Source organism: Citrobacter sp. Igbk 14 (genome assembly GCF_028069825.1).
Classification (GTDB): domain Bacteria; phylum Pseudomonadota; class Gammaproteobacteria; order Enterobacterales; family Enterobacteriaceae; genus Citrobacter.
In genome coordinates, this window is the sequence record NZ_JANEWM010000017.1 from 56,043 (window position 1) to 82,910 (window position 26,868).

A 26,868-nucleotide genomic window follows, 5' to 3' on the forward strand; every position below is an offset into this window, starting at 1 on the left:
CTTAATATTTATTGTGATTATGATGATGACTGGAGTTACCATCATTTGTGCTGTACAGGCTCTGTGCATTTTCCATAGCCTGTTTTTCCGCTGCAGCATTAATTGTAGCCTGACGATTCTGCTCAGCAACGTAGCATGCGTCCCGACTGACGCCCTTGTTCTCACAGTCATTCATGCGAGAGGCCTCGGTAGAACAACCCGCCAGAACCCCGCCCATCACAGCTATCATGATTAACTTTTTCATTATCTATACCAGGTTTATTCTCAAAAAACCTTCATCGCAGATTATATTTCCGCAAGGAAGAATTACTCTCGCTACTTTTTAAGTTTGAGTAATATCTGCAATAGAATATTTAATGTCAATTTAAATTTTTTCAGATAATTACCTAAAGAATGTAAAATGAAAATTAAACGCTTTGATTTTTACTTTTCAAATGAAAGATGACTTTCATGGTTAAATGAGACAATAAAAATAATTGTCAGATATTTGCAGCACGCCTTACAGGGGTTAATCGAGGTCCAGGACTCACAACAAAACAGTGCATTTTCAGTATATTGCCGCAGTAGATTTTGTTAGTCGCTAGCGATGATTGGTTCTTGGATGCCTGTATTTTTTACTCTATAAGAAAATCAATATCAGGCTAATTAAATAATACGTTCCTTTTTGGTAACCACACCAGGTAAAACACGTTAATTATTCGTTGCAGCAGCGCATAAGGCAGAATCAGCAGAAATCGTGAATTCTCATGCTTTAGATCAACATTCATTCCCGTCAGGCATAAAAAAGCCCGCATAACGCGGGCTCATGTTCAGCATTGGAAATGCATCAGAACTTATAGGTGATACCCGTTGAGATCAGACCCGTCCAGGATTTGTCTACCATCGGGCTGTCTGTCACTTCATCAGATAAACGGGTGTAACGCGCAGTGCCGTACACGCTCCAGTCGCCTAAGAAATTATAGTTGGCGCTGAGTTCAAGGTACGGGTTCCAGCTGCTTTCAGGATCGTAGCTGCGTAAACCACTGCGAGACGATTCGTGGCGCGATACACCATAGTAGTACTGGTTCTGGTTTTCGCTGTTCCACTCAACACCAATCCCCGGTGTCAGCGTCAGGCCTCCGTTGGTATAACGGTACAGCCATGCCAGATCCCATACGATACCATTACTGTTATCCAGTGCGTCTCCCGCGAGGCTGGTACGCAGGAAACCATATTGCGTGTTATGCACGTAAGAAAGCCCGGCCATCATGGTGCTCTTACGTTTATCAAGATTGCGCAGACGGCTATCGTCGCTGTCGCCCGGCTTGAAGTACAGTGGCGACCAGTACGCCATCACAGATAATTTATCTGTATTGTCATTCCACAGGTAGTAACCGCCGCCCAGACCACGGAACCAGAAGTTGTCGCTTTCATAGGTCACAACAGGGACCGGGTAAACGTCACTATCGTAGTTTTTGTAAGGGTGTTCAACCACACCAACGCCTGCGCCCAGCGTCAGGTTGCTTTCTGCTTGCGCGACGCTCGCGGATGTGGCAATAAGCACGCCAAGTGCCAGAAGTTTGAGTTTGGTCACAATCCATAATTCCTTATTCAAATGTTTAGCGACGAAAGTGTAACCGCCAATACGCTTCAGCCCAACTATTTTACGTATTACCTGCCCAATGTAACCCCCTAATTTCTCAACGAGTGATGACATTTTGCTTGCAGTACGGTGAACAGCACATGAATTCAGCCCCATTTCTTTACATAACATGTGCTTTTTTTGCTGATGAGTTATTGATATGCCATTGAAATTCATTTGCGCGTGCAGGCAAGTTTTGCAAATGCCATCTACGCTTAAATTTAGAAGGTGTATCACCGAATACGTTGATCTCCTGACCATCGAAATGGCATGAGAGTTGCTTATTTCTTCAGCAGCGACGTCGTTCAGTTTACCTCTTCAGGGGCCTCTACTATTCATATGAACGGCTCTTAACATGTGCTAAAAAACGAAAGGACGGCATACCATGAATATATTCGATCACTATCGCCAGCGTTATGAAGCTGCCAAGGACGAAGAGTTCACGCTGCAGGAGTTTCTTACCACTTGTCGGCAAGATCGCAGTGCTTATGCCAACGCGGCAGAGCGGCTATTAATGGCTATTGGTGAGCCTGTCATGGTTGACACTGCCCACGAACCTCGACTTTCTCGACTCTTTTCGAATCGGGTGATTGCACGTTATCCCGCTTTTGAAGAGTTTTACGGCATGGAAGACGCAATTGAACAGATTGTTTCTTATCTGAAACATGCGGCTCAGGGGCTGGAAGAGAAGAAACAGATCCTGTATCTGCTGGGGCCGGTGGGAGGGGGAAAATCATCGCTTGCAGAGCGACTGAAGTCGCTGATGCAAAGAGTGCCCATTTATGTCCTCAGCGCCAATGGTGAACGTAGCCCGGTTAACGATCATCCGTTATGCCTGTTTAATCCGCAGGAAGATGCACAGATCCTGGAAAAAGAGTATGGGGTCCCGCGTCGCTATCTCGGTACGATCATGTCGCCGTGGGCTGCGAAGCGTTTGCATGATTTCGGCGGGGACATCACTAAATTCCGTGTCGTCAAAGTCTGGCCGTCTATTCTGGAGCAAATCGCCATCGCTAAAACCGAGCCTGGTGATGAAAACAACCAGGACATTTCCGCTCTGGTCGGGAAAGTGGATATTCGTAAACTCGAACACCATGCGCAGAACGATCCTGATGCCTACGGCTACTCAGGTGCGTTGTGCCGCTCCAACCAGGGGATTATGGAATTCGTAGAGATGTTTAAAGCACCGATTAAAGTGCTGCATCCTCTGCTGACTGCAACCCAGGAAGGAAACTACAACGGGACAGAAGGTATCTCTGCCCTGCCGTTTAACGGCATTATTCTCGCCCACTCGAACGAATCTGAATGGGTGACGTTCCGCAACAACAAAAACAACGAAGCCTTCCTCGACCGTGTATACATCGTGAAGGTCCCGTATTGCTTACGTATATCTGAAGAGATCAAGATCTACGAAAAACTGCTTAATCACAGTGAGTTGACCCATGCGCCTTGCGCACCGGGCACGCTGGAAACGCTCTCTCGCTTCACTATTCTTTCGCGTCTGAAAGAACCTGAAAACTCGAGTATCTATTCGAAGATGCGCGTTTATGACGGTGAAAGCCTGAAGGATACCGATCCTAAAGCAAAATCGTATCAGGAGTACCGGGATTACGCCGGAGTTGATGAGGGGATGAACGGTCTGTCCACGCGTTTCGCGTTTAAGATCCTCTCCCGCGTGTTCAACTTTGACCATGCCGAAGTCGCAGCAAACCCAGTGCATCTGTTCTATGTGCTTGAGCAGCAAATCGAGCGTGAGCAATTCCCGCAGGAGCAGGCTGAACGTTACCTTGAGTTCCTGAAGGGCTATTTGATCCCGAAATACGCCGAGTTTATTGGTAAAGAGATCCAGACGGCTTACCTTGAGTCCTATTCAGAATATGGACAGAACATTTTCGATCGTTATGTTACCTATGCGGATTTTTGGATTCAGGATCAGGAGTATCGCGACCCGGATACCGGTCAGCTGTTCGATCGCGAGTCACTGAACTCCGAACTGGAGAAAATTGAGAAACCGGCGGGTATCAGTAACCCGAAAGACTTCCGTAACGAGATCGTCAACTTTGTTCTGCGTGCCAGAGCAAACAACAGCGGTCGCAATCCAAACTGGACCAGTTACGAAAAACTGCGCACGGTTATTGAGAAGAAAATGTTCTCGAATACCGAAGAGTTGCTGCCGGTCATTTCGTTTAACGCTAAAACCTCGACTGACGAGCAGAAAAAGCACGACGATTTTGTCGACCGTATGATGGAAAAAGGCTATACGCGTAAACAGGTACGTTTACTGTGCGAATGGTATTTGCGCGTACGGAAATCGTCTTAACATCAGTGCCCGGTGGCGCATGCGCTTACCGGGCTTGCAAAATAATGTTCCGTAGGCCGGATAGCGCCAGCGCCATCCGGCACTTACAGACATGGCGAACAGTTGGCAGTACGGGGGGCATATGACCTGGTTTATTGACCGGCGTCTTAACGGCAAGAACAAGAGCACGGTAAACCGCCAACGCTTCTTGCGCCGTTATAAATCGCAAATTAAACAGTCGATCTCCGAGGCCATTAACAAGCGTTCGGTGACCGACGTAGATAGCGGCGAATCTGTCTCTATTCCGACCGATGATATTAGCGAACCGATGTTTCATCAGGGGCGTGGTGGCCTGCGTCATCGCGTGCATCCGGGTAACGATCATTTTGTACAGAATGACCGTATCGAACGTCCGCAGGGGGGCGGCGGTGGTTCAGGAAGCGGACAAGGCCAGGCCAGTCAGGATGGAGAGGGTCAGGATGAGTTCGTCTTTCAGATATCTAAAGATGAATATCTTGATCTGCTGTTCGAAGATTTAGCGCTCCCTAACCTGAAGCAGAATCAGCAGCGTCAGTTAACGGAGTTTAAAACGCACCGTGCAGGATTTACCTCCAACGGTGTGCCCGCCAACATCAGCGTGGTGCGCTCCTTGCAAAACTCACTGGCGCGCCGCACAGCAATGACGGCGGGTAAACGTCGTGAGCTGCATGCGCTTGAGGCCGATCTGGAAACCATCGCCAAAAGTGAACCCGCGCAGTTGCTGGAAGAAGAGCGATTACGCAAAGAAATTGCTGAATTACGGGCAAAAATTGAGCGCGTACCGTTTATTGATACCTTTGATTTGCGCTACAAGAATTATGAGAAACGACCCGATCCTTCCAGCCAGGCCGTGATGTTCTGCCTGATGGATGTCTCTGGCTCAATGGACCAGTCGACTAAAGATATGGCAAAACGGTTTTATATCCTGCTGTATCTGTTCTTAAGCCGCACTTACAAAAACGTGGAGGTTGTCTATATTCGCCATCATACTCAGGCAAAAGAGGTTGATGAACACGAGTTCTTCTACTCTCAGGAAACGGGGGGAACCATAGTTTCCAGCGCCCTGAAGTTAATGGATGAAGTGGTAAAAGATCGCTACAACCCTGCCCAGTGGAATATCTATGCCGCTCAGGCATCGGATGGCGATAACTGGGCGGATGACTCACCACTGTGTCATGAAATTTTGGCGAAAAAGCTGCTGCCGGTGGTGCGATATTATAGCTATATTGAAATCACCCGACGTGCACACCAGACCCTGTGGCGTGAGTATGAGCATCTGCAATCTACCTTTGATAACTTTGCGATGCAGCATATCCGCGACCAGGATGATATTTATCCGGTATTCCGCGAGCTGTTCCATAAGCAAAGTACCACTAGCAATAGTTAGCGGTTAGTAACGTAAAAAATCAGCCAGTTTTTCATCTCTGGCTGATTTTTTCTTGCCGGGTGCGGTGCGTCGTTCCGTTCATGCGTAAAATGACGCTACATTCTTTCCACCAGTGGATAGAAGTCTTTATTTTCCCGTTGCATACGCTCATACACTTTACGCAAAACAATGTTGGCATCGCGTCTGAACGCATCATCGTTACCCATCAACTTACTGGCAATATTCCAGCGGCGGGAGAAAACCTCATATTCGCTAACGATGTCCGCCATTTCACGCTTAAATTTTGTGCTAACTTGCCGAAGTGCGTTATTACCATCTTGCTCAATATGCGGATAAAGGAACTGATCTTCAGCAGATAAATGCGTTTTAATGATCGCACTCATGCTCACAATCGCAGTAGCGATTTCCTGAGCATTGGCTGAGACGCCAGCGAGGCTTAACTTACGCAAGAATGATATTTTTTCCAGTATATCAACATGCTGACTTTTCATTTTATCAATATTCATCCGTTTATCCTTTTTATTTTCCTTTGATGGAACAGTTGGCAATGTAGTTTAGTTGGTGGCGTTGCGAGTGGAAGAAACGAAACATTTTCAAGAATCGGCGACGATTTTCGTACGTCCGCATACCGTTAAACGCAATTTTAAGCGCACCCTTTACTCCTTCATCGCGAATTAATCCGCGCGGTGACATCAACGACATTTTGCCATTCTGTTGCATGACCTGTTCAAACCCCGCACTCATCAACAGGTCACTCCATCCTTGCTTAGTCAGCGGACTGACGTTTGATTTCACCACCTGAACCAACTGATATTGGTCGCCTTCTTCCAGTTTTTGCGCAGTGAACATAATGTCGTGGGTCAACAAACGTCCACCGGGTTTCAGCACCCGATGATATTCCGCAATCAGTTTCGCTTTAGCTTTGTCTGCATACATTGTCAGCATGGCTTCGTTAATCACGACGTCGAAGCTGTTATCCGCAAAAGGCAGAGTATTGGCGTTTGCCGCCATGACATGAATGTGATTTTCCAGTCCGTTGTGCGCCACATTACTTCTGGCCTTGTTCAGCGCATTTTTATCCATATCAATGGCATAGACCGTACATCCAAAGCGCTGTACCAGCTCGATGGCCGTTGTAGCCATATTGCAGGCAACTTCAAGGACCTGGCTGCCAGGCGTCAGTTGGGACTGCCGGAACAACCATTCTGTCGCTTCAACCCCACCTGGGCGCAGGCGGGTTTTTCCCAGGCTGGCTAAAAATGTATGGCCCGCTTTTTCAGTCGCGCTCATTCGCCGGTCTCCTTTTTTATAAGTTGCATTATAAATACAACAATAGAGGTTAAAGGTGAAGAGCGCGAATGATTTTTATTACAAATAATGCGCAATCCTGCAGGATTTTCCGTACTGTTAGAGTGGATGTATACCGTGTGATAGACTGATGTATCTGACTTACAGGGTTGTAAATCATTATGAAATTGCATCATAAAGCGCTCCGGCACTTTATCTCCGTAAGCGTTATTGTTTTGACATCTTCTTTTTTGGTTTATGAACTTGTTGCCAGCGATCGGGCAATGAGCGCGTATATGCGCTACATCATAGAGAAAGCAGATTCATCCTTTCTCTATGATAAATATACCAATCAGAGCATTGCCGCCCATATGATGCGCCAATTTTCATCCCCGAAAAAGCCCATCACAGTTGAACAACGAAAAGCGCTGTGCACCGCTTTTGAAACCGTCAACGGCATACATGGATTCAATCTCACTGCCCATGATTATCTTCCGTTACGCGGCACGTTACAGACCCACTCGCCGAGTTGTATTGAACAACTTGACGATATTTTTCTACTCCCCGCCTTCGATCAGGCCGTAAACGCAAATCGTGAACGGGTAGATTATGGTCAGGGATTAGGCACCATGGAATACAAGTTTCGCTATTACATTGACCTGAAAAACGATTACATCTATTTCTATAACCTGGTAAATTCATATCAATTTGCCATGAATCACTGGTCTTTTTTACAGAAAGGTACACTGGGAATTAACCAGAACGATATTGATGATATTTTTACTGGCCGAACCGTCATTTCCAGTATTTATCAGGACGATCTCACCCAGGAGAAAGTGATGAGCTTTTTGACCCCGGTCTACTATACCGGCAAGCTAAAAGGCGTTGTCATGGTGGATGTTAACAAAGACAATTTAAAGAACATATTCTATACCAACGACCGTCCCCTCGTCTGGCGCTATCTCAATGTGACCTTATCTGATATCAACTCAGGTGAAGAGATTATCATTCACCAAAGTGAGAGCGACTTGTTTCAGTATGTTCATTATATTAATGACATCCCAGGCGGAATGCGCATCACATTATCGCTTGATTTTATGTATTTTATTGTTGCTTCCTGGAAGATATTTGCCTTCTATTTACTGGCAACGGCACTGCTGCTGAACATGGTCAGAATGCATTTTCGTTTGTATCACAACGTCACACGCGAAAATATCAGTGATGCGATGACCGGGCTTTATAACCGTAAAATATTAACGCCCACGCTAGAGCAGCGTTTGCAGCAGTTGGTCAACGCCGGAACCTGCGTAACTTTTATTGCTATTGATTGCGATAAACTAAAGACAATTAATGACACGCTCGGGCACCAGGAAGGCGACCGCATTATCACCATTCTGGCCAAAGCTATTCAGGCCTCTATTCGCAAAAGTGACTATGCCATCCGTCTTGGCGGAGATGAGTTTTGTATTATCCTTGTCGATTATGCCCCTGAACTTATCCCCCAACTACTGGATCGTATTCGCGATAACTTACACACTATTGCTCCGGATACCTCCGTCAGTTTTTCCGCGGGGATTTATAACATGCAGCCAAACGACACCATTGATGACGCTTATAAGGCATCAGATGTACAGCTCTATCTGAACAAACAGAAAAAACACCACCGTGAGTGATACTGTATTCGTCAGGATGTTCATCGTAGTACCAGGAGTAAGAAATGACAGATGTAAATAAAGGCAACGTGACGCACCAACGTTTAATTTCGCTGTTGTCAGAACAAGGCGCAACGTATCGTGTACTCAGCCATGAGGCCGTTGGCAAATGTGAAGCTGTCTCGGAAATTCGCGGTACAGCGCTGGGTCAGGGGGCAAAAGCCCTCGTCTGTAAAGTAAAAGGCAACGGCGTTAATCAGCATGTGCTGGCCATTCTCCCGGCTGACCAACAGGCTGACCTGAACCAGCTTGCCGGACATATCGGCGGTTTACGCGCATCACTTGCCAGCCCGGCGGAAGTGGATGAACTGACCGGCTGCGTGTTTGGCGCTATCCCACCGTTTAGTTTCCATCCAAAACTCAAGCTGGTTGCCGATCCGCTGTTGTTTGAGCGCTTTACTGAAATTGCGTTCAATGCCGGACTGCTGGAAAAATCCGTGATCATGGACACCCAGGATTATTTGCGCATTGCACAACCTGAATTAATTCCATTCCATCGCGCACAATAGCAAGCCCGTAACATCAGTATCAAAACGCGATATTATGCGTTCGCCCAAAAATAATAATAATCAATAAAAAAGCCTGTTCCGTCACGCATTTACGCGTACAGTAAGCAGGCTTATTTTTTCTTTTGGCAAGGAAACTACGATGTTTGATGTCACACTGCTGATCCTGCTTGGACTGGCAGCTCTGGGCTTTGTCAGCCACAACACCACTGTCGCCGTTTCAATTCTGGTGCTGATAATCGTCCGTGTTACTCCGCTGAATACATTCTTCCCATGGATTGAAAAGCAGGGGCTTACCGTTGGGATTATTATTCTGACGATCGGCGTCATGGCGCCCATCGCCAGCGGCTCGCTGCCCCCCTCCACGCTTATTCACTCCTTTGTAAACTGGAAGTCGCTGGTCGCTATCGCCGTCGGCGTTGTTGTCTCCTGGCTTGGCGGGCGCGGCGTCACGCTGATGGGTAGCCAACCTCAACTCGTCGCCGGTTTACTGGTGGGCACAGTATTGGGCGTTGCCCTCTTTCGCGGCGTGCCGGTGGGTCCGCTTATTGCGGCCGGTCTGGTGTCGCTGATTGTTGGGAAGCAGTAGCCAACCCCGCCAGATAGCGACCTGGTGTTTGACCCAGGCCTTTCTTGAACATGGTGATAAACGCGGTCGTTGAATCGTAACCGAGCATTTGTGCGACCTGTTGTACATTGTGCCCGTCGATCAGTGCCTGCAACGCCAGGATCAGTTGCAACTGATGACGCCAACGGCGAAAACTTAGCCCCGTTTCTTTGACGACCAGACGGGCAAGATTACGCTCACTCATGGCAAACACATTGGCCCACTGCCCCAGTGTTTGCCATTGCGCAGGCTCCCGCGCCATCGTCGCCACCATCTTACGAATTTTCGGGTGATCGGATACCGGTAACTGCATTTGCTCCTGTGGCTGTTGCGGTAGTTCGTCAAACAACACCTGCGTTAACCGCTGGGTAGCTGGTTCACAGAGCTGGGCATCCGTTTTGCTCGCCAGCGCAAGAATAAGTTCCCGGCATAATGGCGTTATTTTCAGCGTACAACAGCGATCCGGCATCACTACTGCATAAGGTTCAATGAATAAAAAGCACAATTGCGCGCCAACGGTAACGTGGTTGCTGTGCGGAATTTCACCTGGTATCCACACCGCATATTGCGGTGGCACCATCCACATGGCGTTCTCAACTTCGCAAGTAATTGCGCCATGCAACGCCAGAATTAACTGGCCTTTGCGGTGTTGATGCAGTGGGCTGAAAAGTTCGTCTTCCTGAGCCTGAATACAAAAAGCCACGGCGGCATCGTGGTAAAGATCGGGTTGATACCCGTCCAGCCTCAGTCCAAACATAAGAATGTCCGATTTTAGCGATAAACTGTCATTTTAGCTTGATTCATCCACGGAGTAAAAACGCTAAGGTAACGCCTCGCCTGACGATATGAGAAAAAAATGACTAACTCTCCTTCTTCCCGCGGTAAAAACGGTGCGCTGTTAATTGCGGGTATCCTGATGATCGCGACCACACTACGCGTTACGTTTACCGGCGCAGCCCCTTTACTGGACGCGATTCGCACTGACTACGGTCTGACCACCGCCCAGACGGGACTCCTGACCACGCTACCACTGCTTGCTTTTGCGCTGGTGTCGCCTCTGGCGGCAACCGTCGCTCGCCGTTGGGGTATTGAGCGCAGTCTGTTAGCCGCCATGCTGCTGATCTGTATGGGTATTGCTATACGTTCACTCCCTTCATCCGGAGCCCTATTTGGCGGGACGGCAGTCATTGGCTGTGGCATAGCACTGGGAAATGTCCTTTTGCCGGGCCTCATTAAGCGTGATTTTTCACAGCATGTGGCAAAGCTCACCGGGGCGTATTCGTTAACGATGGGTGCTGCGGCAGCGCTGGGGTCGGCAATGGTCGTGCCGCTGGCGTTACATGGCTTTGGCTGGCGCGGCGCGCTGATGATGTTAATGGTCTTTCCGCTGCTGGCGTTATTGATCTGGTTACCTCAGTGGCGCCAGACGGCCAATGCCAGCCTCAGCAATTCGCGAGCGTTGCACTCCCGCGCAATCTGGCGCTCCAGTCTCGCCTGGCAGGTCACGCTGTTTTTGGGCATCAACTCGCTTATTTATTACGTTATTATCGGCTGGCTACCCGCCATTATGATCAGTCACGGCTACAGTGAAGCGCAGGCGGGCTCGCTGCATGGTTTGCTGCAACTGGCGACCGCAGCGCCTGGGCTACTGATCCCCCTCGTTCTGTATCGGTTTAAAGATCAGCGTACTATCGCCGCACTGGTCTCGATAATGTGCGCTATTGGCGCTGCAGGGTTTGCCGTTATGCCCGAGCAGGCGGCCCTGTGGACCGTGCTGTTTGGCTTTGGCTCCGGTGCCACGATGATCCTCGGCCTCACCTTTATCGGGCTACGTGCAAGCTCAGCGCATCAGGCCGCCGCACTATCAGGCATGGCGCAATCTGTCGGGTATTTACTGGCCGCGTGTGGGCCACCGATGATGGGGAAAATTCACGATCTTAACGATAGCTGGCAGGTCCCGCTGGTTGGCGTCGCGCTGCTCGCTCTCATCATGGCCGTGTTTGGCGTCTGTGCAGGACGCGAGAAAGAAATCGCCAGCGCGTAATACACCGGGCAGGCAAAAAACCAACCTGCCCAGTTGTTATCCTCTGGCCGCGCGCAGCAGTGCCTGGACGAGGGGCACAGGCTTTCCTGCCAGCGCCCCTCGTTCGTGCTGAAAAAGCGTCCCGACATAAAACGGATGTGTCACCAGTTCAATAGCGCGAACGTCACCCGCGTCATCCCAGCCCGTCACTCGCAGATCGCCGCTTTCAAGCTCAGCGGCAAAACCTTCCGACACGCCATAGTTACAGTGATACCCCTCTGTAATGACATCCCGTCCGTAGGCTCTGGCGATCAGCGTATTCGCACGCAGTTCAATATCATCCGTCTTTTCGACCAACGAGCAGGTCAGCGGTGCAATCACCATACGACCCGTGGTCTCTGTTTCCGCATGCGCGGCATCACGCCAGCCCAGCACATTGCGGGCATACTCAAGAATGGCATGCTGAAAGCCGCCACAAGTGCCCAAAAATGGAATACTGTTTTCGCGTGCGTAACGTATTGCCGTCAGCGCGCCTTCCGGATGCTGGTAAGGACTGCCGGGGACCACCCAGATGGCATCATAGCCGACTAAATCTTCACCACTGCTAATATCAGATGTGGTGAGCCAGTCATAATCAGCCACTAATTCCAGAACGGCAGCAGCATCATCGATAGCAAGGGGAATAGCCTGGTGCGCCACAATATCGGGGCTGTAATCACCCACCAGCGCAATGCGAAGCGTATCTTTAACAGGGGAAATTTCCATTAACTTTCCTTATGTCCAAACAATGAGGGACAACATAAGGAGCCTCAGCCTACCGATTTTTTGTTGTTATCACAATCCCTTAAATTGAGAGTCTATGTGACCAAAATGCTATAATGGTCACGTTTTACGATCTTATTTAACCGTAATGAAGACGAGTTCAGTGGCTTAACGGAGCGGATTAAGAGATGAATATTCAGTGTAAACGCGTGTATGACCCAGCAGAAAAAAGTGATGGCTATCGTGTTCTGGTCGACAGGCTGTGGCCGCGCGGGGTGAAAAAAACCGATCTTGTTTTCAATGAATGGGATAAAGCGCTGACGCCCTCGTCTGATTTACGTAAAGCATTCCACGCAGATGTCATCGATTTTGCCCATTTTTCCGAGCAATACCGCGCAGAACTTGCCCAGCAACAGCAGGAAGGCAAGCGACTCGCGGATATTGCCCGGCAACAGCCGTTAACGCTGCTGTATGCGGCGAAGGATACGCAGCAAAACCATGCGCAGGTTCTGGCTGAGTGGCTGCGTCAATTGTGACAGCGGGTTATTTGCCCGTTGCCGGATGATCTCTGCGCCAAAGCGACCATTCATCAATAACTTCGCCACCGGGTAGTTTGCAATCTGACCTTACGCCTTGCGGTGTTTGCACCGCAATCAGCACGCCGCCCTTTTGCTCACAATATACGGATGCCGGGTTCGCCATGCCAATTTTCGGTGGTACGGGTGCTTCAGGTGATGTGGAACACCCCGCCAGCACCAACAGGCCGGGCACAACGATAGAGGCCAGTTTCATATTCACTCCTGTTAAAAACGTTACTCTGGAAGAGTACCCCGACTCCCCACCTATCTCCATGTTTTACTGACGTGTTTCAATCTCATGTCTACATTTTGACCCGGATAGCGTGTTTCATCTTTCCCTCCGATGTTCTATTATGCCGGCAATACAGGACTTATCAGCATTCTGGAGTATTTGCCTCTCATGTCAGACATGATCCTCGCCCGAGTCTCACAATCATTAGCCACGGAGCAGTCTGTTGAGAGTCTGGTTCGGCAACTTCTGGAGATGCTGGAGGTCGTGACTGAGATGGAGTCGACCTACCTTACTAAGGTCGATTTAGATGCGCGTCTGCAGCATATTCTGTATGCGCGTAATAGCAAGCAAATGCAGATCCCCGAAGGGCTGTCGGTGCCGTGGGATGAGACACTCTGTAAGCGCGCAATAGACGCAAACTGTCTGTATAGCGATAACGTTCCCGCGCGTTGGCCAGAATGTACCGCCGCACGCGCGCTGGAGATAACAACCTTTCTGAGTACTCCAGTCCACCTGCCCGATGGCACGTTCTATGGCACCCTCTGCGCCACCAGTCGTCAGCAACAGCCGCTAAGCGAACGAGGTGAGCAGGTATTGCATCTGTTCGCAGGCCTGATTGCGCAGTCTATTCAGAAAGAATCGCTGGTTGCCCAATTACGTGAAGCGAATGCTGCGCTGATAGCCCACTCCTACACTGACGTTCTGACCGGGCTACCTAACCGTCGGGCAATATTTGAAAATATCGAAACCCTCTTCTCGCTGGCTCGCCACCTCAGACACAAAATTATTGTCGCCTATATTGATTTAGATGATTTCAAACTGATCAACGATCGTTTTGGGCACGAAGTCGGTGACCAGTTTTTGATCCAAATTGGCCAGCGTTTACGCCGTGGATGCAGTGAGAATGATATTCTTGGCCGCCTGGGCGGTGATGAATTTTTAGTCGCCAGCCTGTCAGTGGAAAACGAAATGTCGCCGTGTGTTCGTTTGCAAAGCGTGAGAAACCACTTACAGCAGCTCATTTGCGGTGACTATGACCTGGGTGGAATCTGTTTGTATTATCCGGGAGCCAGTCTGGGCGTTGTGGAAATAGACCCGCTGGAGACAGACGTCAACTGTGCGCTTCATCTTGCAGACAGTGCGATGTATCAGGATAAGAAACGTCAGGATAAAACCGCTTTTGTCGTACATTAAGCCCTGTTATGCTTAATCGTCTTTAAATTATTCTGGCAGATAAGCGTATGCGACTCGGTATTATTTTTCCCGTTATTATTTTCATTTCCGCTGTCGTTTTCCTGTCCTGGTTCTTTATTGGCGGCTACGCCTCACCAGGAGCATAACGATGAAAAAAACAACGCTTATTATGATTGGCGTGGCCATTATTGTCGTGCTGGGAACGGAACTGGGCTGGTGGTAACCCAAAATAAAGGCCACATAAATGTGGCCTTTATTGGCTGATTCGTTACTTAGCTTTTGATTTTTCTGTAGATAAACAACACCACAATCGCGCCGATAATTGCCACGACAAAGCTGCCGAAGTTGAAACCATCAACTTTACCAAATCCAAAGAATGTACTGATCCACCCGCCCACGACGGCACCAACTACCCCTAAGATAATGGTCATAAAGAAACCGCCGCCATCTTTCCCCGGCATGATCCATTTTGCCAAAATCCCCGCGATAAGACCAAAAATCACCCATGAAATAATACCCATTATTTTCCTCGCTTATGTTTTTACGTGAACGATTTACTCGCTGTATAAAAGCATAGCATAGCGCCGAAAAATTAAAATTTGTGATCAGTGTCACTTTGATTTTTCATCTTTATCTGATGTTTCATGAGGTTAAACCTCACAAAAACGGTGATATTTACTGACGTTTATCGTCATTAGTGTCAAATCGTCAGTCATTATTCTGCTATTTTTGCTTTCGCTCCCCGCCATTGCTGAATTTTCAATTCTGGCACAGTTTATGCTTTAACAGCCCGTCGCTACGACAAATCGTAGTCCGCGAAAACTCTCGCGAGACTCCGTCTACAATTCGCGCTATTTCAGCATTTAACAGGTCTGTTATTGATGAAAAAAATCACCAGTGTTTGCCCATACTGTGGGGCCGGGTGCAAGCTCAAGCTTGTTGTTGAAAATAACAAAATCATCCGCGCTGAAGCCGCTGAGGGTGTAACGAACCAAAACCAGCTATGTCTGAAAGGCTACTATGGCTGGGACTTTCTGAACGACACTCGCCTTTTGACTCCCCGTCTGACCCGACCAATGATCCGCTATGAAAAAGGTGGGAAATTCACTCCCGTCAGTTGGGATGAAGCCATCCGCTACACCGCAAAACGCTTATCCGAGATCAAAAATGCCTATGGTCCTCGCGCCATCATGACGACGGGTTCATCTCGTGGAACCGGGAATGAGACCAACTACGTGATGCAAAAATTCGCACGTGGCGTACTCAACACCAACAATGTCGATTGCTGCGCCCGCGTCTGCCACGGTCCATCCGTCGCCGGGCTGCAGGAAACGCTGGGCAATGGTGCGATGAGTAACTCAATTAGCGATATTGAAAACTCAAAATGTCTGCTCATCTTTGGCTATAATTGCGCCGATTCCCACCCGATTGTGGCTCGCCGGGTGATCAAAGCTCGCCAGAACGGGGCAAAAATCATTGTCTGCGATCCCCGCCGCATTGAAACGGCCCGAATTGCAGACCAGCATCTGCAGTTGAAAAACGGATGTAACATGGCGCTGGTCAACGCGTTTGGCCATGTGCTTATCGAAGAGCAGCTTTATGATCACGAGTATGTGCAAAAACATGCCGAAGGTCTCGAAACCTACTGGGAAACCGTCAAGGATTACGCGCCCGAAGCCGTTGAACATTTAACGGGTGTGCCTGCACAGCAGGTTCGTCAGGCGATGCGTACTTTCGCTTCCGCCCCCTCGGCAACCGTGATGTGGGGAATGGGCGTGACCCAGTTTGGCCAGGCGGTTGACGTGGTTCGTGGTCTGTCGAGCCTGGCATTGCTGACCGGAAACCTGGGGCGTCCTAATGTCGGCGTTGGCCCGGTGCGCGGACAAAATAACGTGCAGGGCGCGTGTGATATGGGCGTACTGCCGAACCAGTTCCCGGGCTATCAGGACGTTACCGATTTCGCCGTGAGAGAGAAGTTTGCCAACGCCTGGGGTATTGACGTCAATCTGATGGATGACAAGGTCGGCACCCGGATCACCGAAGTCCCCCATCTGGCCATCGAAGGTAAAGTCAAAGCCTACTACATCATGGGTGAAGATCCGCTGCAAACCGAGGCCGATCTGGGCCTGGTCCGTGAAGGCTTTAACGCGCTCGATTTTATCGTGGTACAAGACATCTTCATGACCAAGACGGCAGAAATGGCCGACGTTCTCCTGCCCGCAACATCGTGGGGCGAACACGGCGGCGTCTTTACCTGCGCCGACCGCGGATTCCAGCGGTTTGAACAGGCGATTGAACCTACGGGGGATGTCAAACGCGACTGGGAAATCATCAGTCTGCTGGCCACCGCAATGGGCTATCCGATGCAGTATCAAAGTAACCAGCAAATCTGGGATGAGATGCGCGAGCTATGCCCGCTCTTCTACGGCGTGACTTACGAAAAAATGGGTGACATGGGCCACATTCAGTGGCCATGTCCGGAACTTGATCACCCAGGCACGCCCTATCTGTATGCACACAGCCAGTTTGATACCGCCAATGGCAAAGGTAAATTGTTTGCCGCACAGTGGCGTGCTCCTGCAGAAGTACCTGATGAAAAGTACCCAATGGTGTTATGCACCGTGCGCGAAGTCGGCCACTATTCGTGCCGCTCGATGACCGGCAACTGCGCAGCATTGCAGGCCCTGGCCGATGAGCCGGGCTATGTTCAGATCAGTACGCGTGATGCGGAAAACCTCGGTATCCGTCATCGCGATCTGGTTTGGGTGAGCTCGCGTCGTGGCAAGGTAATCAGTCGGGCTGATGTCTCGGAACGCATCAACCCCGGAACCGTGTATATGACCTATCAATGGTGGATTGGCGCGTGTAATGAGTTGACCCAGGATAATCTGGACCCCATCTCGAAAACCCCGGAAACCAAATATTGCGCCGTCAATGTTGAGCACATCACCGATCAAGGTTGGGCGGAGAACTATGCCGCGAAATCTTACAGCGAGATGAAATCACGTCTGTGTGAGGCTATCGCGTAAGTAACCTGCACATTTGCCTGAGTCGTACCTCCAGGCTCAGGCAAATGCCATTGCGTTACTTCGCCAACTGCGGATCGTTAAACCGAATAGCCATATCTTCTGCCTGCTTATCCCGCGCCATAAAGTTAAAACTCATCAGAAATAGCCCAACCATAAACGGCAATTCGTACAGTTCTTCAATCAGATCGCCATACTGCGCGTTGTGAAGAAAGACGGGAGCCAGCAGACGGTGGTGCTCGACCGTGTCGGAGATCAAAAATGCACAGCTGGTGATCGCCAACAACCAGAGCGGCAGCGACTCATTGCGCAAGCGATTGACAATCTCCCGACGCAGGTTCGCTGAAATCACTACCGGCAAGATAATCATGGCGATTAATACAACAGAGATAGCCCTGAATAACAACCTGGGCTGATCGGGAAAATAATCGCGCCCCCAACTGGTGCTTCGTCCCAGCAAAACTAACCACCACAGCACGGCCCACAGCCAAAATTGCTTCTCGCCATCAGGACGCGAAAAAGGCCGGATGTAGCAGAAAGTAAACATGGCACCAAAAAACAACCAAAGCGCCTGACCATTTTCAATCCATCTGACGACGCCGCCGTTGAGCAAGGGGAGATTCAAGTTGGCAGTAAACGGGATCACCGCAGTGACCAGCCCCAGCAGGAGTGTTGGGAATGTTAATCGGGTATCAAGTTTCATAAGCACGATGTTCTGTTAAATGAAAGACAGCCGATCATAACCCCAGCGAATTTTAAGCCATTAGCAATCTATGCGATCTTCTTAAGGTTTTCTTAAGAAAACTTTTTTACAGAAAATGAGCGCACAAACTACGCATCATGAATAAAAAAAACCGCATCGAGCCGTCAACGCGCGATGCGGTTTTAATTTTAAAATGAATGCAATCAAGCAATAGCAGAGATGAAAACCCTACCAGCCGCAGACTTCGTGCTCATTCTCGGTATCGTATGAACGAACCGTATTGACCAGGTCTTTAACCACTTCAGCGGCCACATCCGGAATCAACAGCGTCATCGGTGCTTCAGTTTCATAATCGACAGACACGCCATTGCTGTTATTGGTGACTGTAACGGTGTAGGTTGCTTTACCCATGATTTACTCCTTGCCGGTACGCACAACTTTTCGTTGATTTGCGCTCTCCATCAACACTTCGGGCGCCACGAAAAAGTCGATATTAAAGTAGGTGTCGTCGGTCATCACTTCGATGTTATGCCATTTCTCTGGTGGAAAAACGCCGAACTGACCGGCTTCGATAATCATCACCTCTTCAGGTTCCGGGCTGTGTTCATCTGCAAATCCGAGATATTTGACCGCCCCCTGCATCACAGAAAGTCGAGGATAAACCCCGGCACGGGTACCCTTATCAAGGTGGCGTTCGAAAATTCCGGCAGGTGCAGTTTCTTTGTTCCAGAACGGCGTTGAGCGTGTATGAATATGATTCTGTGGAATTTGAAGCATTTTTCTTCCCTTTTCCAGTCGACAACCAGCGAGTCTTATTGAATCGCTGCTGTAAACAGGGTACGCCTCAAAATATATATTTAAAATACCATTTATTGGTTATAACCATCCCATCTTTCGATGAAGGAAACAGCTTAATACTGAAAGCCCGCCGTCAACAGCGGGCCAATAGCGTTACGACTGAAGCGTCGCCAGACGCGCGGCAAAACCGACAAAGATCAAGCCAATGAGGGAATTCCCAACTTTAGCCAGTTTTTTCTTCGTACGAATATACTGTGTCACAAACGCACCGGAGAAAATAAGGAAGCTCAGATAGAAAAAGCTCACTATTTCAAGCGTCATCGCCAAAATAAAGAACGACAACCCTGAGTGAGTCGCGTTGACATCAATAAACTGTACGAAAAACGAAACATAAAACAGAATGGCTTTAGGATTCGTCAGACTCAGAATTAATGCACGTTTGAAAATCGCGCCAAACGGAACTTCTTCTGGCGCCGCATCGCTGGCCTTCGATTTCAGTGTGGCATACAGGATCTTCGCACCGAGATACAGCAGATAAAACGCGCCGAGATAACGAACGATATTGAACAATACGGGCGTCGTTTTGATAAGCGCAGCTACGCCGGCATAGGCCAAAAACATCAATACGGCATCACCGATAAACACACCGCTTGCTGCCAGATAACCGCCCTTCACGCCACGACCGACGCTGTTCTTCAGCACAAATATCGTATTTGGCCCCGGTACCAGCACGATAAAAATAGCCCCCACCAGATATGTCCAGTAATTCAGAACTCCATACTCTGCGAACACGTTAACCTCTTCCTGAAAAAACACATGCACTTGCTGCGAGACAATATGCTAACGAATGCGCCAGGGGATGGAAAGAGAAGCTTTAGAATATAGCATTCTGTTTCAGTCCGGTTGCAACATCATTATTCGTTCCAGATTTGCAACGATGAAACCCACTTTTGCGCCTACCCAATGCCCCGTTTAGCCACTAATGTTTATCAGTAGATTCAGCCCGCAAGGCACCCTCTCATCACATGGAGAAAGAAAATGACTATTGCTTACAAACGTCTTGATAAAGATCAGGCTGCCGTACTACTGGTCGATCACCAAACGGGTTTACTTTCACTGGTCCGTGACATCGATCCAGACAAGTTTAAAAACAACGTTCTGGCATTAGGCGATCTGGCGAAGTATTTCAAACTCCCGACGATTCTGACCACCAGCTTTGAAACCGGTCCTAACGGTCCATTGGTTCCTGAGCTGAAAGAACTGTTCCCGGATGCCCCTTACATCGCACGTCCTGGCCAGATTAATGCCTGGGATAACGAAGATTTTGTTAACGCGATCAAAGCAACAGGCAAAAAGCAGCTAATTATCGCCGGGGTGGTAACCGAAGTCTGCGTCGCATTCCCTGCGCTTTCTGCCATTGAAGCCGGTTTCGACGTGTTTGTGGTCACCGATGCATCCGGTACGTTTAATCCGCTGACCCGTGATTCCGCGTGGAATCGTATGTCATCTGCCGGCGTACAATTAATGACGTGGTTCGGTCTGGCCTGTGAGTTACACCGTGACTGGCGCAACGATATTGAAGGGCTGGGAACGTTGTTCTCCAACCATATTCCTGACTATCGCAACCTGATGACCAGCTACAACACGCTGACGTCCGGAAAATAATGTTCCTGTCAGTGTAATACACAGAAACCCGCCAACATCGGCGGGTTTTATTGAACAGTTTCAGTCGGGATTAGTGGTGCAACATTTCATCCACCACCTCTTCGCCCTTAAGCTGATACGGGTAATAGGTTGGCCAGTTATCCATCTCTTCAAGCAGGGCAGCCTGCGAGGTATTCCCCATAAAGATATGGAAGTGGCTCGACTTACGTGGCGCAATAATGTGATCGCTGAATTGCACGTATTTCGGCGCGTCGCTGCCAGCGTCTTTACACTCGAACAGGTAACGCACACCTTTCTTACCTGACGTATAGTTCAAAATTTTATATCCGGCATAGTCATACTTACACGCTGCCACCTTTTTACCGGTATGAAACTCCATTACGCCGTTTTCAATACCAATAGTGTCAACATCGGTCGCGTAACCCTCACGGTAATAGGCCTTAATCTGCTCTGCCGTTTTGCTCTTGTCTTTCTCCGCTTTCTTTTTGAATACCGGATCCAGTTCACCACTCACCAGGTACGGATAGACAGACTGCCACATGCCATCCCAGTCGGCTAGCGTGCGGTTCTGTACATTTTTGTCATCAAAAACGCCTTCTGCCGCCTTTTGTTCTATTTCGGTCATTGGTGCACCATGGGAATGGTGACCATGCGCCAGTACCTGACTACTAACCAAAAGCATCCCCAGAGCGACTGCCAATTTTTCCACATGCATAGCCAAAATTTCACCCTCAAATCATTTGCGAGTGAAATGTTATAATATAACATTACAATTTAATCAATATCGTTTTACGTCACTCAATCATGCTGGCGGGCAATTTTCCAACGGCTGTCAAAATGGGCCTGGTACTGCGCCACAACGTCAGGCTCTCCACGGATCACCAACACGTTTTCAGAATTCGCAAATTCGGCGGATTTGGCAAAATTAAACGAGCCGGTCTCCAGCGTGTCGCCATCAATAATCATGGTCTTGTCGTGTTGTAGGTGATAGTGATCATCCAGCTCGATAGCGATACCGTTGGCCGTCGCAAACGCGATCGCTTTCTGACTGACTTTCCCCTGATTACGTTTTTTATCGATCACTGCCCGGACAACAACACCTCTTTTTTCTGCATCTACCAGCGCCTGAACAATATCCGCAGACTGAAAGGAATACGCCATCATGTCGATGGTGTGCCGCGCATGATGAATAGTGTCGAGAACTAAACCCCGCGCCGAACCTTCCGGTGAAAAACCTACCTGAACAGAGGCATTTGCCATCGGCACCGCGGCCCACAACAGGGCCGCGACCATAGCCATCGATTTTATCTTCATGTTATTGACCAGTGAGTGGTTTAATCTGAGGAGTTATCCGGACAGCGTAGCGTTCGCGTGCAAATCTGATCAAGCAATGCCTGTTGATGGCTGATAATCAGCATACCTAACGGACGGCGCTGACACTCTTCAAGCAGCAGCACCCAGATATCCCGTTGGATAGAGGGATCGAGTTGCGCAGTTATTTCATCGGCAATCAGAAAACGCGTACGCGGGTCGAGCGCCCGCAGTATGGCAATTCGAGCCAACTCACCACCCGAAAGTTGTCCGGGACGACGCGTTAGCCACTCCGGCTTAATATGCAGTCGGGCAAGCATTTCTGCATCTGGCCGCCAGGCATCATGAACCGCATCACCGGTACTCCGTCTGGGGTTAAAGGTTAATTCAGGATGCTGCGGCACGAGCTGCACCGGGCAATATTGATGGCGCGGCAACGGTTGGTTATCAACCAGAACGTCACCGGATGTCGGCTTTTGCCACCCCGCAAGCACACGTCCCAGTGTTGTTTTTCCGGTTCCACTGGGTGCGCAAATCCCAATACGTTCCCCTGGCGAAAGCGAGAATGAGAGATTTTGCCACAGTATTTTGCCTCCCTGACGAATGAACACATCACGACAGCACAGCATACCGCTCTCCAAAAAGTTGATTGCTTTCAGGCAGCGCTCGCCATTGCCGTTGCAGATGTTCACTAATTTCACCGCGCAAAAGCTGTTCCCGGCTGACATTATCCGACACCGTTCCGTTATGCAGCGCGACAATGCGATCTGCGTGACGTGCAGCCAGAGTGAGATCATGTGTCACCCATAAAACACCTGCTCCCTGCTCACACAGGCCGCGTAGCTGTTCCAGCAGCTGATTTGCCAGAGGCGCATCAAGCCAGGCGGTAATCTCATCGGCAAGAATATAACGAGCCTGGCTGAGCGCGGCATGACACGCCAGAATGCGTTTGGCCATCCCTCCCGAAAGCTGACGCGGGAAAGACTCTAACACGGTGGTATCCAGATGATGACGTTCGAGCAAGCGTTCAATTTGCCCTGTATTCCACGCCTGACCGGAAAGCTGGCTGGCTCTTCGTAAATGCTTTTCAATCGACAGCAGCGGATTCAGCGCCTGCACACCTTGCGGAACATAACTAAACGTATTGCCACGGCATGCCCTGATGTCATTGTTATCCAGCATTTTTCCATCAAGGGTGATATTGCCATGAAAGCGCAAATTTTCCGGCAATAGATCAAGTAGGCATTGCAGCAGCAGGCTCTTACCCTCACCGCTGCCCCCCACTAACGCCACCATCTGGCCTGGCGCAACATCAAAGGAGACATCCTGCAGCAACGAGGACCATTTTTTTGCGCCGTACCAGCGATAACGCGCCACTTCCAGCGAAATCTGCTGCAAACTCAACATGTATCACCTCTCAACCATAAACGATGTACCGCCCGGGCAAGTTGATCAAATAGCATCACAAGGAGAAATAGCATCAGCCCTGGAAACAGCACCAGCCACCAGTCGCCATGACTGATAAACCGCAGCGCATCTGCCAGCAACAGTCCCAGCGAAGGTTCGTGTGGTGCCAACCCGAAGCCAAGGAAACTTAACGCTGCACTGTGCAATACCGCGTGAGGGAACATCAGCAACGTTCCCGTTAGCCACTGGGGCAACAGCGCGGGTAAATAGTGATGCCGCCAGCAGTAAAAGTGGCCATGTCCCAGTCGCCAGGTGAGTGTCAGATAATCACTGTGGGCCACGCGTTCCGCTTCAGCACGTAAAATCAATGCCAGCCGCGGCCAGTGTGTGAGCGCAACTGCCATAATCACCCCGCTTTTCCCACCGCCCAACGTAAAACAGATCAAAATCAGCAGCAGAAGGTGCGGCATGGACAACATCGCATCGGTGATCAGACGCATGACGACATCCAGGCGAGGATGCAAACGGGAAATCGCCGCCATCAGTAACGCAATGAACCCGCTGCACAGGGCCGCGCCAATACCGATTTGCAGACTGGTAAGCGCCCCCTGAAAGCAACGAACCCACAAATCGCGCCCCAGATTGTCGGTACCAAACCAGTACAGCGCATCAGGCGGAAGATGACGGGCAAGAAGATTCACGCTCAACGGATTATCCAATGTGGCCGCACCATATACTGCAATAAATAACAGGCCACTCACGGACAGCAAAAGACGAACAAGCGTCGGCGTCGGGTTATAGAGCATCGGGTCGCTCCAGCGCACGATTCAGAACATGGACAAACCAGGCAGAGAGAGAGTTACCCATAAACACCAGCACGGTACTGAACAAGACAATCCCCATCAGTAACGGCAGGTCACCGCGTAATCCGGCATCGATGGTAGCCTGCCCCAGCCCCGGATAAGCAAAAACCTTTTCAGCCAGCAACGCACCGCCCAACAGTTCGCCCAACGAGGCAAACTGTAGACATAGCGCTGGCGTGATGGCGTGTCGCAGAACCTGGTGTCGCAACAGCGACCATCCCTTGTCACCCTGCGAACGCGCAAAGCGGACAAATTCGCTTTTCATCACGCTGGCGATACTTTCCCGCGTGTGCAACGTAATTTGCCCCAGCCCCAGCAGACTAAGTGCACAAACAGGGAGAACCAGATGGCGCAGACGTTCAGTCAGCGTTGCCATATCACTGTTATTTCCCGGTTCCCACGCACAACAGACCGGGAACAGCGGCCAGCGCACCGCAAATACCGCCAGCAACAGCATGCCAATCCAAAAGGTCGGTAAGGAAGAAAGCAGATAGCTAAGTCGGCAGATGGCTTTATCCGGCCAACGGTTCAGGTAGCGACCAGCAACAAACCCCATTGTCGTTCCCAATAAACCGGAAACCAACCACGCACCGCTAAGCAGCGCAAACGAGGTCGCAAACCGCTCCTTAATCACGCTGGCAACAGGGGCATTAAACAGCATCGAGTAACCAAGATCGCCCTGTAGCACGCGTAAGAACCAGTGGAAAAAACGCTCCCACAGAGGTTGATCCAGGCCCCAACGTGCAGCAATACGTGCATATTGCTCCGGCGGAACATGCAGCAAATCGTTGCCAATATAGGCACGGATTGGATCGACCGGAGAAAAGCTGAGCAAGATGAAAGTGCCAGCCGCGACCAGCACTAACAACACTATCAGCCGTAATACATGGCCTAAAACAGACTTCATCAACGGCAGGTCCAGGTCCATTCATCAAGATTGTTGAGCAACGACCAGCTACCGTGAATTTCCGGTGCACCTTTGCCCAGATCAATGCACGGATTTGCCAGATAGGTGTGCTGAATATTCAGCAGCCATGCCCATGCGGCATCCCCTTGTACGCCTGCGCCTTGTTTGCCATCCCACTCAACCTGTTGCCAGAAAGGTAACGCTTTTTGCCAGTCTGGTGCATCAATGGCCTGCTTGAGATGTTGCTCGACCACCGGATTGCTGTAGTAGCCCGGGTTGTAATACTCCACACCCGCCGCCTGCCCGCTGTAGTGATGGAAAAGCTCCATCGGATCCAGACTCCCCCAGCCGAACAGCGTAGGATTAGCATGCATATGGCGTTCAACGGTTTCCCAGCTACCCGACTGCAGCGACACTGCAATGCCTACCGGCTCCAGCATGGCGCGCACGGCCTCGGCTAAATCACGACGGGTACTGTCGCCGCTGGCATACCACAACGTCAGACGCGCCTCTTTACCGTCTTTCACCCGTACACCGTCTTTGCCCACTTTCCAGCCTGCCTGATCCAGAATCGTGCGGGCTTTTTCAGCGTCACCATCTTTGAATGCCACCGAAGTCCCCTGCCATGGCAATCCCTGAACCGCGCTATACGCGGGGATTGCATGACCTTCCATAACCTGCCCGGCAAGCTGCTTACGGTCAATGGCGTAATTGATCGCACGCCTGATAGCAATATCGGCTGTAATATCGTTCCCAACCGGATAACCATTAGCATCTTTCTTCCCTGCCGGAACCATTGGGAAAACAATACCGCGGTTTTCTACACTGTCGCGAACCCACAGTTTTAAATTCTGCTGTTCAGGTGCTACCGCCATCGACGGCGCAATACGTACCAGTCCCAACTGACCACTTCGCGCTGCGGCATATGCGTTATCCTCATCGAGGAATACAAATACTAACCGGTTGAAATCATTCTTCTTACCGGCATACCACGGATTTGCTTCCACGATCAGTTGCTGCCCCGGCTGAAAGCTCACCAGGCGGTAAGGACCTGCGCCAATCGGATTTTTGGCAAATGTTTTTTCGTCATACTGTTTTGCCGGAACAATACCTAACGAACCGAGCACATTCACAAAAGTGCTCTGCGGATGACTAAGCGTAATTTCTGCCGTGCGGTTGTCTATCACGCGGGCATGGGTGAAATTTCCCATGTCAATTTTTCCACCACTTTTTGCGGCTTTGTTATAGGTGAAGACCACATCTTCAGCCGTTAGCGGTGAACCATCAGAGAATTTGAGATCGGGCTTAAGCGTCAGCGTCCAGGTTTTGCCGTCGGCACTGGTCACCACTTTTTCCGTCAGCAGGTTTCCCCAGCTCATATCCGCATTTTGCTTTAACACAGGTGCATGCAACAGCAGATAGCTGCCATGACTCCAGCCCAACATCGGGTCAAATCCCTCCGTCGGCTCGGGCCCAATGGCCAGTTTTAGCGTCTGGCCTTCGTCTGCATTTTGCGCAGCGAAGAGTGGTGAGGTTAATGCGAGAGTCAGTGCGCACGTCAGCAGTGCCAGCTTGCCTTTAATCATTCTCTTATCCAGATTTACGTTATTTTTATCTCGTTTAACGAACAATTTACGTTAGACGGTCTCCTGGGGAAGGGATTATGGCGGACAGTAATGCCGAAAAAAATGATACAGCGCAGAAAAGTATGACGATTTTTAAAAAACATCATACGACTTTCTAATACCCGGCGCTTTCACGTTTCACTTCGCTGAAGTGATTAAGCAAAATCACCGTATTTATTCGGCGTTATATTAAATAAGAAGCAATAGTTGCAGGGAAAACTATTCACCCACTTCGGTTTTTGCCTACCTCAAATTCATGACAATTTATGTATATTTATTAAAGAAAGACACAGTAAGTGACAAGTTATGTAAATAT

At 49.7% G+C, this 26,868-nt stretch carries 30 protein-coding genes and 1 pseudogene; 12 read left to right on the top strand and 19 right to left on the bottom strand.

What is annotated here, in order from left to right:
• Nucleotide 1 precedes the first annotated feature (1 nt).
• Together NNN64_RS09015 and NNN64_RS09020 are read right to left on the bottom strand one after the other, a co-directional pair.
• The gene (locus tag NNN64_RS09015) at nt 2–244 is read right to left on the bottom strand and encodes a hypothetical protein (protein ID WP_271441154.1); all 243 of its coding nucleotides are present in this window, start codon (nt 242–244) and stop codon (nt 2–4) included.
• Nucleotides 245–826: 582 nt separating this feature from the next.
• Entirely contained in the window at nt 827–1,573 is a 747-nt protein-coding gene (locus NNN64_RS09020) for a MipA/OmpV family protein (protein WP_048212595.1), read from the bottom strand.
• A gap of 433 nt (nt 1,574–2,006) precedes the next feature.
• Between NNN64_RS09020 and yeaG the strand changes: the two genes are divergently transcribed.
• On the top strand, nt 2,007–3,941 hold the full coding sequence (gene yeaG / locus NNN64_RS09025) for a protein kinase YeaG (protein ID WP_005120355.1): 1,935 nt from the start codon (nt 2,007–2,009) through the stop codon (nt 3,939–3,941).
• Nucleotides 3,942–4,062: 121 nt separating this feature from the next.
• Nucleotides 4,063–5,346 (top strand): YeaH/YhbH family protein, encoded by a 1,284-nt coding sequence (locus NNN64_RS09030; RefSeq protein WP_271441155.1) that lies wholly within the window; start codon nt 4,063–4,065, stop codon nt 5,344–5,346.
• Nucleotides 5,347–5,441: 95 nt separating this feature from the next.
• Here the strand turns inward: NNN64_RS09030 and NNN64_RS09035 are convergent, their stop codons facing one another.
• Nucleotides 5,442–5,852 (bottom strand): hemerythrin domain-containing protein, encoded by a 411-nt coding sequence (locus tag NNN64_RS09035; RefSeq protein ID WP_271441156.1) that lies wholly within the window; start codon nt 5,850–5,852, stop codon nt 5,442–5,444.
• A gap of 13 nt (nt 5,853–5,865) precedes the next feature.
• Nucleotides 5,866–6,636 carry a class I SAM-dependent methyltransferase gene (locus NNN64_RS09040; protein WP_271441157.1) on the bottom strand — a complete coding sequence of 257 codons (771 nt, stop codon included), beginning with the start codon at nt 6,634–6,636 and terminating at the stop codon, nt 5,866–5,868.
• Between the two features lie 179 nt (nt 6,637–6,815).
• Here NNN64_RS09040 and dgcJ point away from each other — a divergent pair, with 179 nt between their 5' ends.
• The 3 genes from dgcJ to NNN64_RS09055 all read left to right on the top strand — a co-directional run bounded on the left by dgcJ (nt 6,816) and on the right by NNN64_RS09055 (nt 9,440).
• Nucleotides 6,816–8,306: a diguanylate cyclase DgcJ gene (gene dgcJ, locus NNN64_RS09045; RefSeq protein WP_271441158.1), complete on the top strand. Its 1,491-nt coding sequence runs from the start codon at nt 6,816–6,818 to the stop codon at nt 8,304–8,306.
• 44 nt (nt 8,307–8,350) lie between these two features.
• A complete protein-coding gene (locus NNN64_RS09050) occupies nt 8,351–8,854 on the top strand; it encodes a YbaK/prolyl-tRNA synthetase associated domain-containing protein (RefSeq protein WP_271441159.1) in 504 nt (167 codons plus the stop codon).
• 139 nt (nt 8,855–8,993) lie between these two features.
• Nucleotides 8,994–9,440 (top strand): DUF441 domain-containing protein, encoded by a 447-nt coding sequence (locus NNN64_RS09055; RefSeq protein WP_271441160.1) that lies wholly within the window; start codon nt 8,994–8,996, stop codon nt 9,438–9,440.
• Here the strand turns inward: NNN64_RS09055 and NNN64_RS09060 are convergent.
• Nucleotides 9,423–10,215: pseudogene (locus NNN64_RS09060) on the bottom strand (AraC family transcriptional regulator); the annotation flags it as partial. The gene NNN64_RS09055 and the pseudogene NNN64_RS09060 sit on opposite strands and share 18 nt — an antisense overlap.
• Nucleotides 10,216–10,314: 99 nt before the next feature.
• On the opposite strand from NNN64_RS09060, the gene NNN64_RS09065 reads away from it, so the two are divergent.
• Nucleotides 10,315–11,502, top strand: coding sequence for a CynX/NimT family MFS transporter (locus NNN64_RS09065; RefSeq protein ID WP_271441162.1), 1,188 nt, complete (start codon nt 10,315–10,317; stop codon nt 11,500–11,502).
• 36 nt (nt 11,503–11,538) lie between these two features.
• On the opposite strand, the gene NNN64_RS09070 is transcribed toward NNN64_RS09065, so the two are convergent.
• A complete protein-coding gene (locus NNN64_RS09070) occupies nt 11,539–12,246 on the bottom strand; it encodes a CTP synthase C-terminal region-related (seleno)protein (RefSeq protein WP_271441163.1) in 708 nt (235 codons plus the stop codon).
• A gap of 185 nt (nt 12,247–12,431) precedes the next feature.
• On the opposite strand from NNN64_RS09070, the gene NNN64_RS09075 reads away from it, so the two are divergent.
• Complete coding sequence (locus NNN64_RS09075) at nt 12,432–12,779, top strand: DUF488 domain-containing protein (RefSeq protein ID WP_202038860.1); 348 nt, start codon at nt 12,432–12,434, stop codon at nt 12,777–12,779.
• A 7-nt stretch (nt 12,780–12,786) separates the two neighbouring features.
• On the opposite strand, the gene NNN64_RS09080 is transcribed toward NNN64_RS09075, so the two are convergent.
• Entirely contained in the window at nt 12,787–13,035 is a 249-nt protein-coding gene (locus tag NNN64_RS09080) for a putative hemolysin (RefSeq protein ID WP_271441164.1), read from the bottom strand.
• A gap of 186 nt (nt 13,036–13,221) precedes the next feature.
• Between NNN64_RS09080 and NNN64_RS09085 the strand changes: the two genes are divergently transcribed.
• Genes NNN64_RS09085 through yoaJ form a run of 3 tightly spaced genes read left to right on the top strand, consistent with a single transcriptional unit; the run spans nt 13,222 to nt 14,470 of the window.
• Nucleotides 13,222–14,247, top strand: a complete 1,026-nt coding sequence (locus NNN64_RS09085; RefSeq protein ID WP_271441165.1) for a sensor domain-containing diguanylate cyclase — start codon at nt 13,222–13,224, stop codon at nt 14,245–14,247.
• Nucleotides 14,248–14,294: 47 nt separating this feature from the next.
• Nucleotides 14,295–14,393, top strand: coding sequence for a YoaK family small membrane protein (locus NNN64_RS09090; protein ID WP_086523648.1), 99 nt, complete (start codon nt 14,295–14,297; stop codon nt 14,391–14,393).
• 2 nt (nt 14,394–14,395) lie between these two features.
• A complete protein-coding gene (gene yoaJ / locus NNN64_RS09095; protein WP_099530266.1) occupies nt 14,396–14,470 on the top strand; it encodes a protein YoaJ in 75 nt (24 codons plus the stop codon).
• A 49-nt stretch (nt 14,471–14,519) separates the two neighbouring features.
• On the opposite strand, the gene NNN64_RS09100 is transcribed toward yoaJ, so the two are convergent.
• A complete protein-coding gene (locus NNN64_RS09100; protein ID WP_137382921.1) occupies nt 14,520–14,768 on the bottom strand; it encodes a GlsB/YeaQ/YmgE family stress response membrane protein in 249 nt (82 codons plus the stop codon).
• A 360-nt stretch (nt 14,769–15,128) separates the two neighbouring features.
• Between NNN64_RS09100 and fdhF the strand changes: the two genes are divergently transcribed.
• A complete protein-coding gene (gene fdhF, locus NNN64_RS09105) occupies nt 15,129–17,276 on the top strand; it encodes a formate dehydrogenase subunit alpha (protein ID WP_271441166.1) in 2,148 nt (715 codons plus the stop codon).
• A gap of 55 nt (nt 17,277–17,331) precedes the next feature.
• On the opposite strand, the gene NNN64_RS09110 is transcribed toward fdhF, so the two are convergent.
• The 4 genes from NNN64_RS09110 to leuE form a co-directional block, all read right to left on the bottom strand.
• On the bottom strand, nt 17,332–17,976 hold the full coding sequence (locus tag NNN64_RS09110) for a hypothetical protein (RefSeq protein ID WP_271441167.1): 645 nt from the start codon (nt 17,974–17,976) through the stop codon (nt 17,332–17,334).
• Nucleotides 17,977–18,204: 228 nt separating this feature from the next.
• Nucleotides 18,205–18,387 (bottom strand): DUF1869 domain-containing protein, encoded by a 183-nt coding sequence (locus NNN64_RS09115; RefSeq protein ID WP_003030733.1) that lies wholly within the window; start codon nt 18,385–18,387, stop codon nt 18,205–18,207.
• A 3-nt stretch (nt 18,388–18,390) separates the two neighbouring features.
• Nucleotides 18,391–18,753, bottom strand: a complete 363-nt coding sequence (yeaR, locus tag NNN64_RS09120) for a DUF1971 domain-containing protein YeaR (protein WP_045441926.1) — start codon at nt 18,751–18,753, stop codon at nt 18,391–18,393.
• 174 nt (nt 18,754–18,927) lie between these two features.
• Nucleotides 18,928–19,566, bottom strand: a complete 639-nt coding sequence (gene leuE, locus NNN64_RS09125; RefSeq protein ID WP_048212597.1) for a leucine efflux protein LeuE — start codon at nt 19,564–19,566, stop codon at nt 18,928–18,930.
• A gap of 246 nt (nt 19,567–19,812) precedes the next feature.
• Between leuE and ycaC the strand changes: the two genes are divergently transcribed.
• On the top strand, nt 19,813–20,439 hold the full coding sequence (gene ycaC, locus NNN64_RS09130; protein WP_005120379.1) for an isochorismate family cysteine hydrolase YcaC: 627 nt from the start codon (nt 19,813–19,815) through the stop codon (nt 20,437–20,439).
• 70 nt (nt 20,440–20,509) lie between these two features.
• On the opposite strand, the gene zinT is transcribed toward ycaC, so the two are convergent.
• The 7 genes from zinT to NNN64_RS09165 form a co-directional block, all read right to left on the bottom strand.
• The gene (zinT, locus tag NNN64_RS09135) at nt 20,510–21,154 is read right to left on the bottom strand and encodes a metal-binding protein ZinT (protein ID WP_271441177.1); all 645 of its coding nucleotides are present in this window, start codon (nt 21,152–21,154) and stop codon (nt 20,510–20,512) included.
• Nucleotides 21,155–21,237: 83 nt separating this feature from the next.
• Nucleotides 21,238–21,738 carry a phospholipase D family nuclease gene (locus tag NNN64_RS09140; RefSeq protein ID WP_442870700.1) on the bottom strand — a complete coding sequence of 167 codons (501 nt, stop codon included), beginning with the start codon at nt 21,736–21,738 and terminating at the stop codon, nt 21,238–21,240.
• 35 nt (nt 21,739–21,773) lie between these two features.
• The gene (locus NNN64_RS09145) at nt 21,774–22,379 is read right to left on the bottom strand and encodes an ATP-binding cassette domain-containing protein (protein WP_271441169.1); all 606 of its coding nucleotides are present in this window, start codon (nt 22,377–22,379) and stop codon (nt 21,774–21,776) included.
• A complete protein-coding gene (locus tag NNN64_RS09150) occupies nt 22,363–23,157 on the bottom strand; it encodes an ATP-binding cassette domain-containing protein (protein ID WP_271441170.1) in 795 nt (264 codons plus the stop codon). The genes NNN64_RS09145 and NNN64_RS09150 overlap by 17 nt, the downstream gene beginning before the upstream one ends.
• Complete coding sequence (locus NNN64_RS09155) at nt 23,151–23,963, bottom strand: ABC transporter permease (protein ID WP_271441171.1); 813 nt, start codon at nt 23,961–23,963, stop codon at nt 23,151–23,153. Before NNN64_RS09155 ends, NNN64_RS09150 begins: the two co-directional genes overlap by 7 nt.
• On the bottom strand, nt 23,953–24,927 hold the full coding sequence (locus NNN64_RS09160) for an ABC transporter permease (protein WP_271441172.1): 975 nt from the start codon (nt 24,925–24,927) through the stop codon (nt 23,953–23,955). The genes NNN64_RS09155 and NNN64_RS09160 overlap by 11 nt, the downstream gene beginning before the upstream one ends.
• The gene (locus tag NNN64_RS09165; protein WP_271441173.1) at nt 24,927–26,513 is read right to left on the bottom strand and encodes an ABC transporter substrate-binding protein; all 1,587 of its coding nucleotides are present in this window, start codon (nt 26,511–26,513) and stop codon (nt 24,927–24,929) included. The genes NNN64_RS09160 and NNN64_RS09165 overlap by 1 nt, the downstream gene beginning before the upstream one ends.
• Nucleotides 26,514–26,868: the final 355 nt, after the last annotated feature.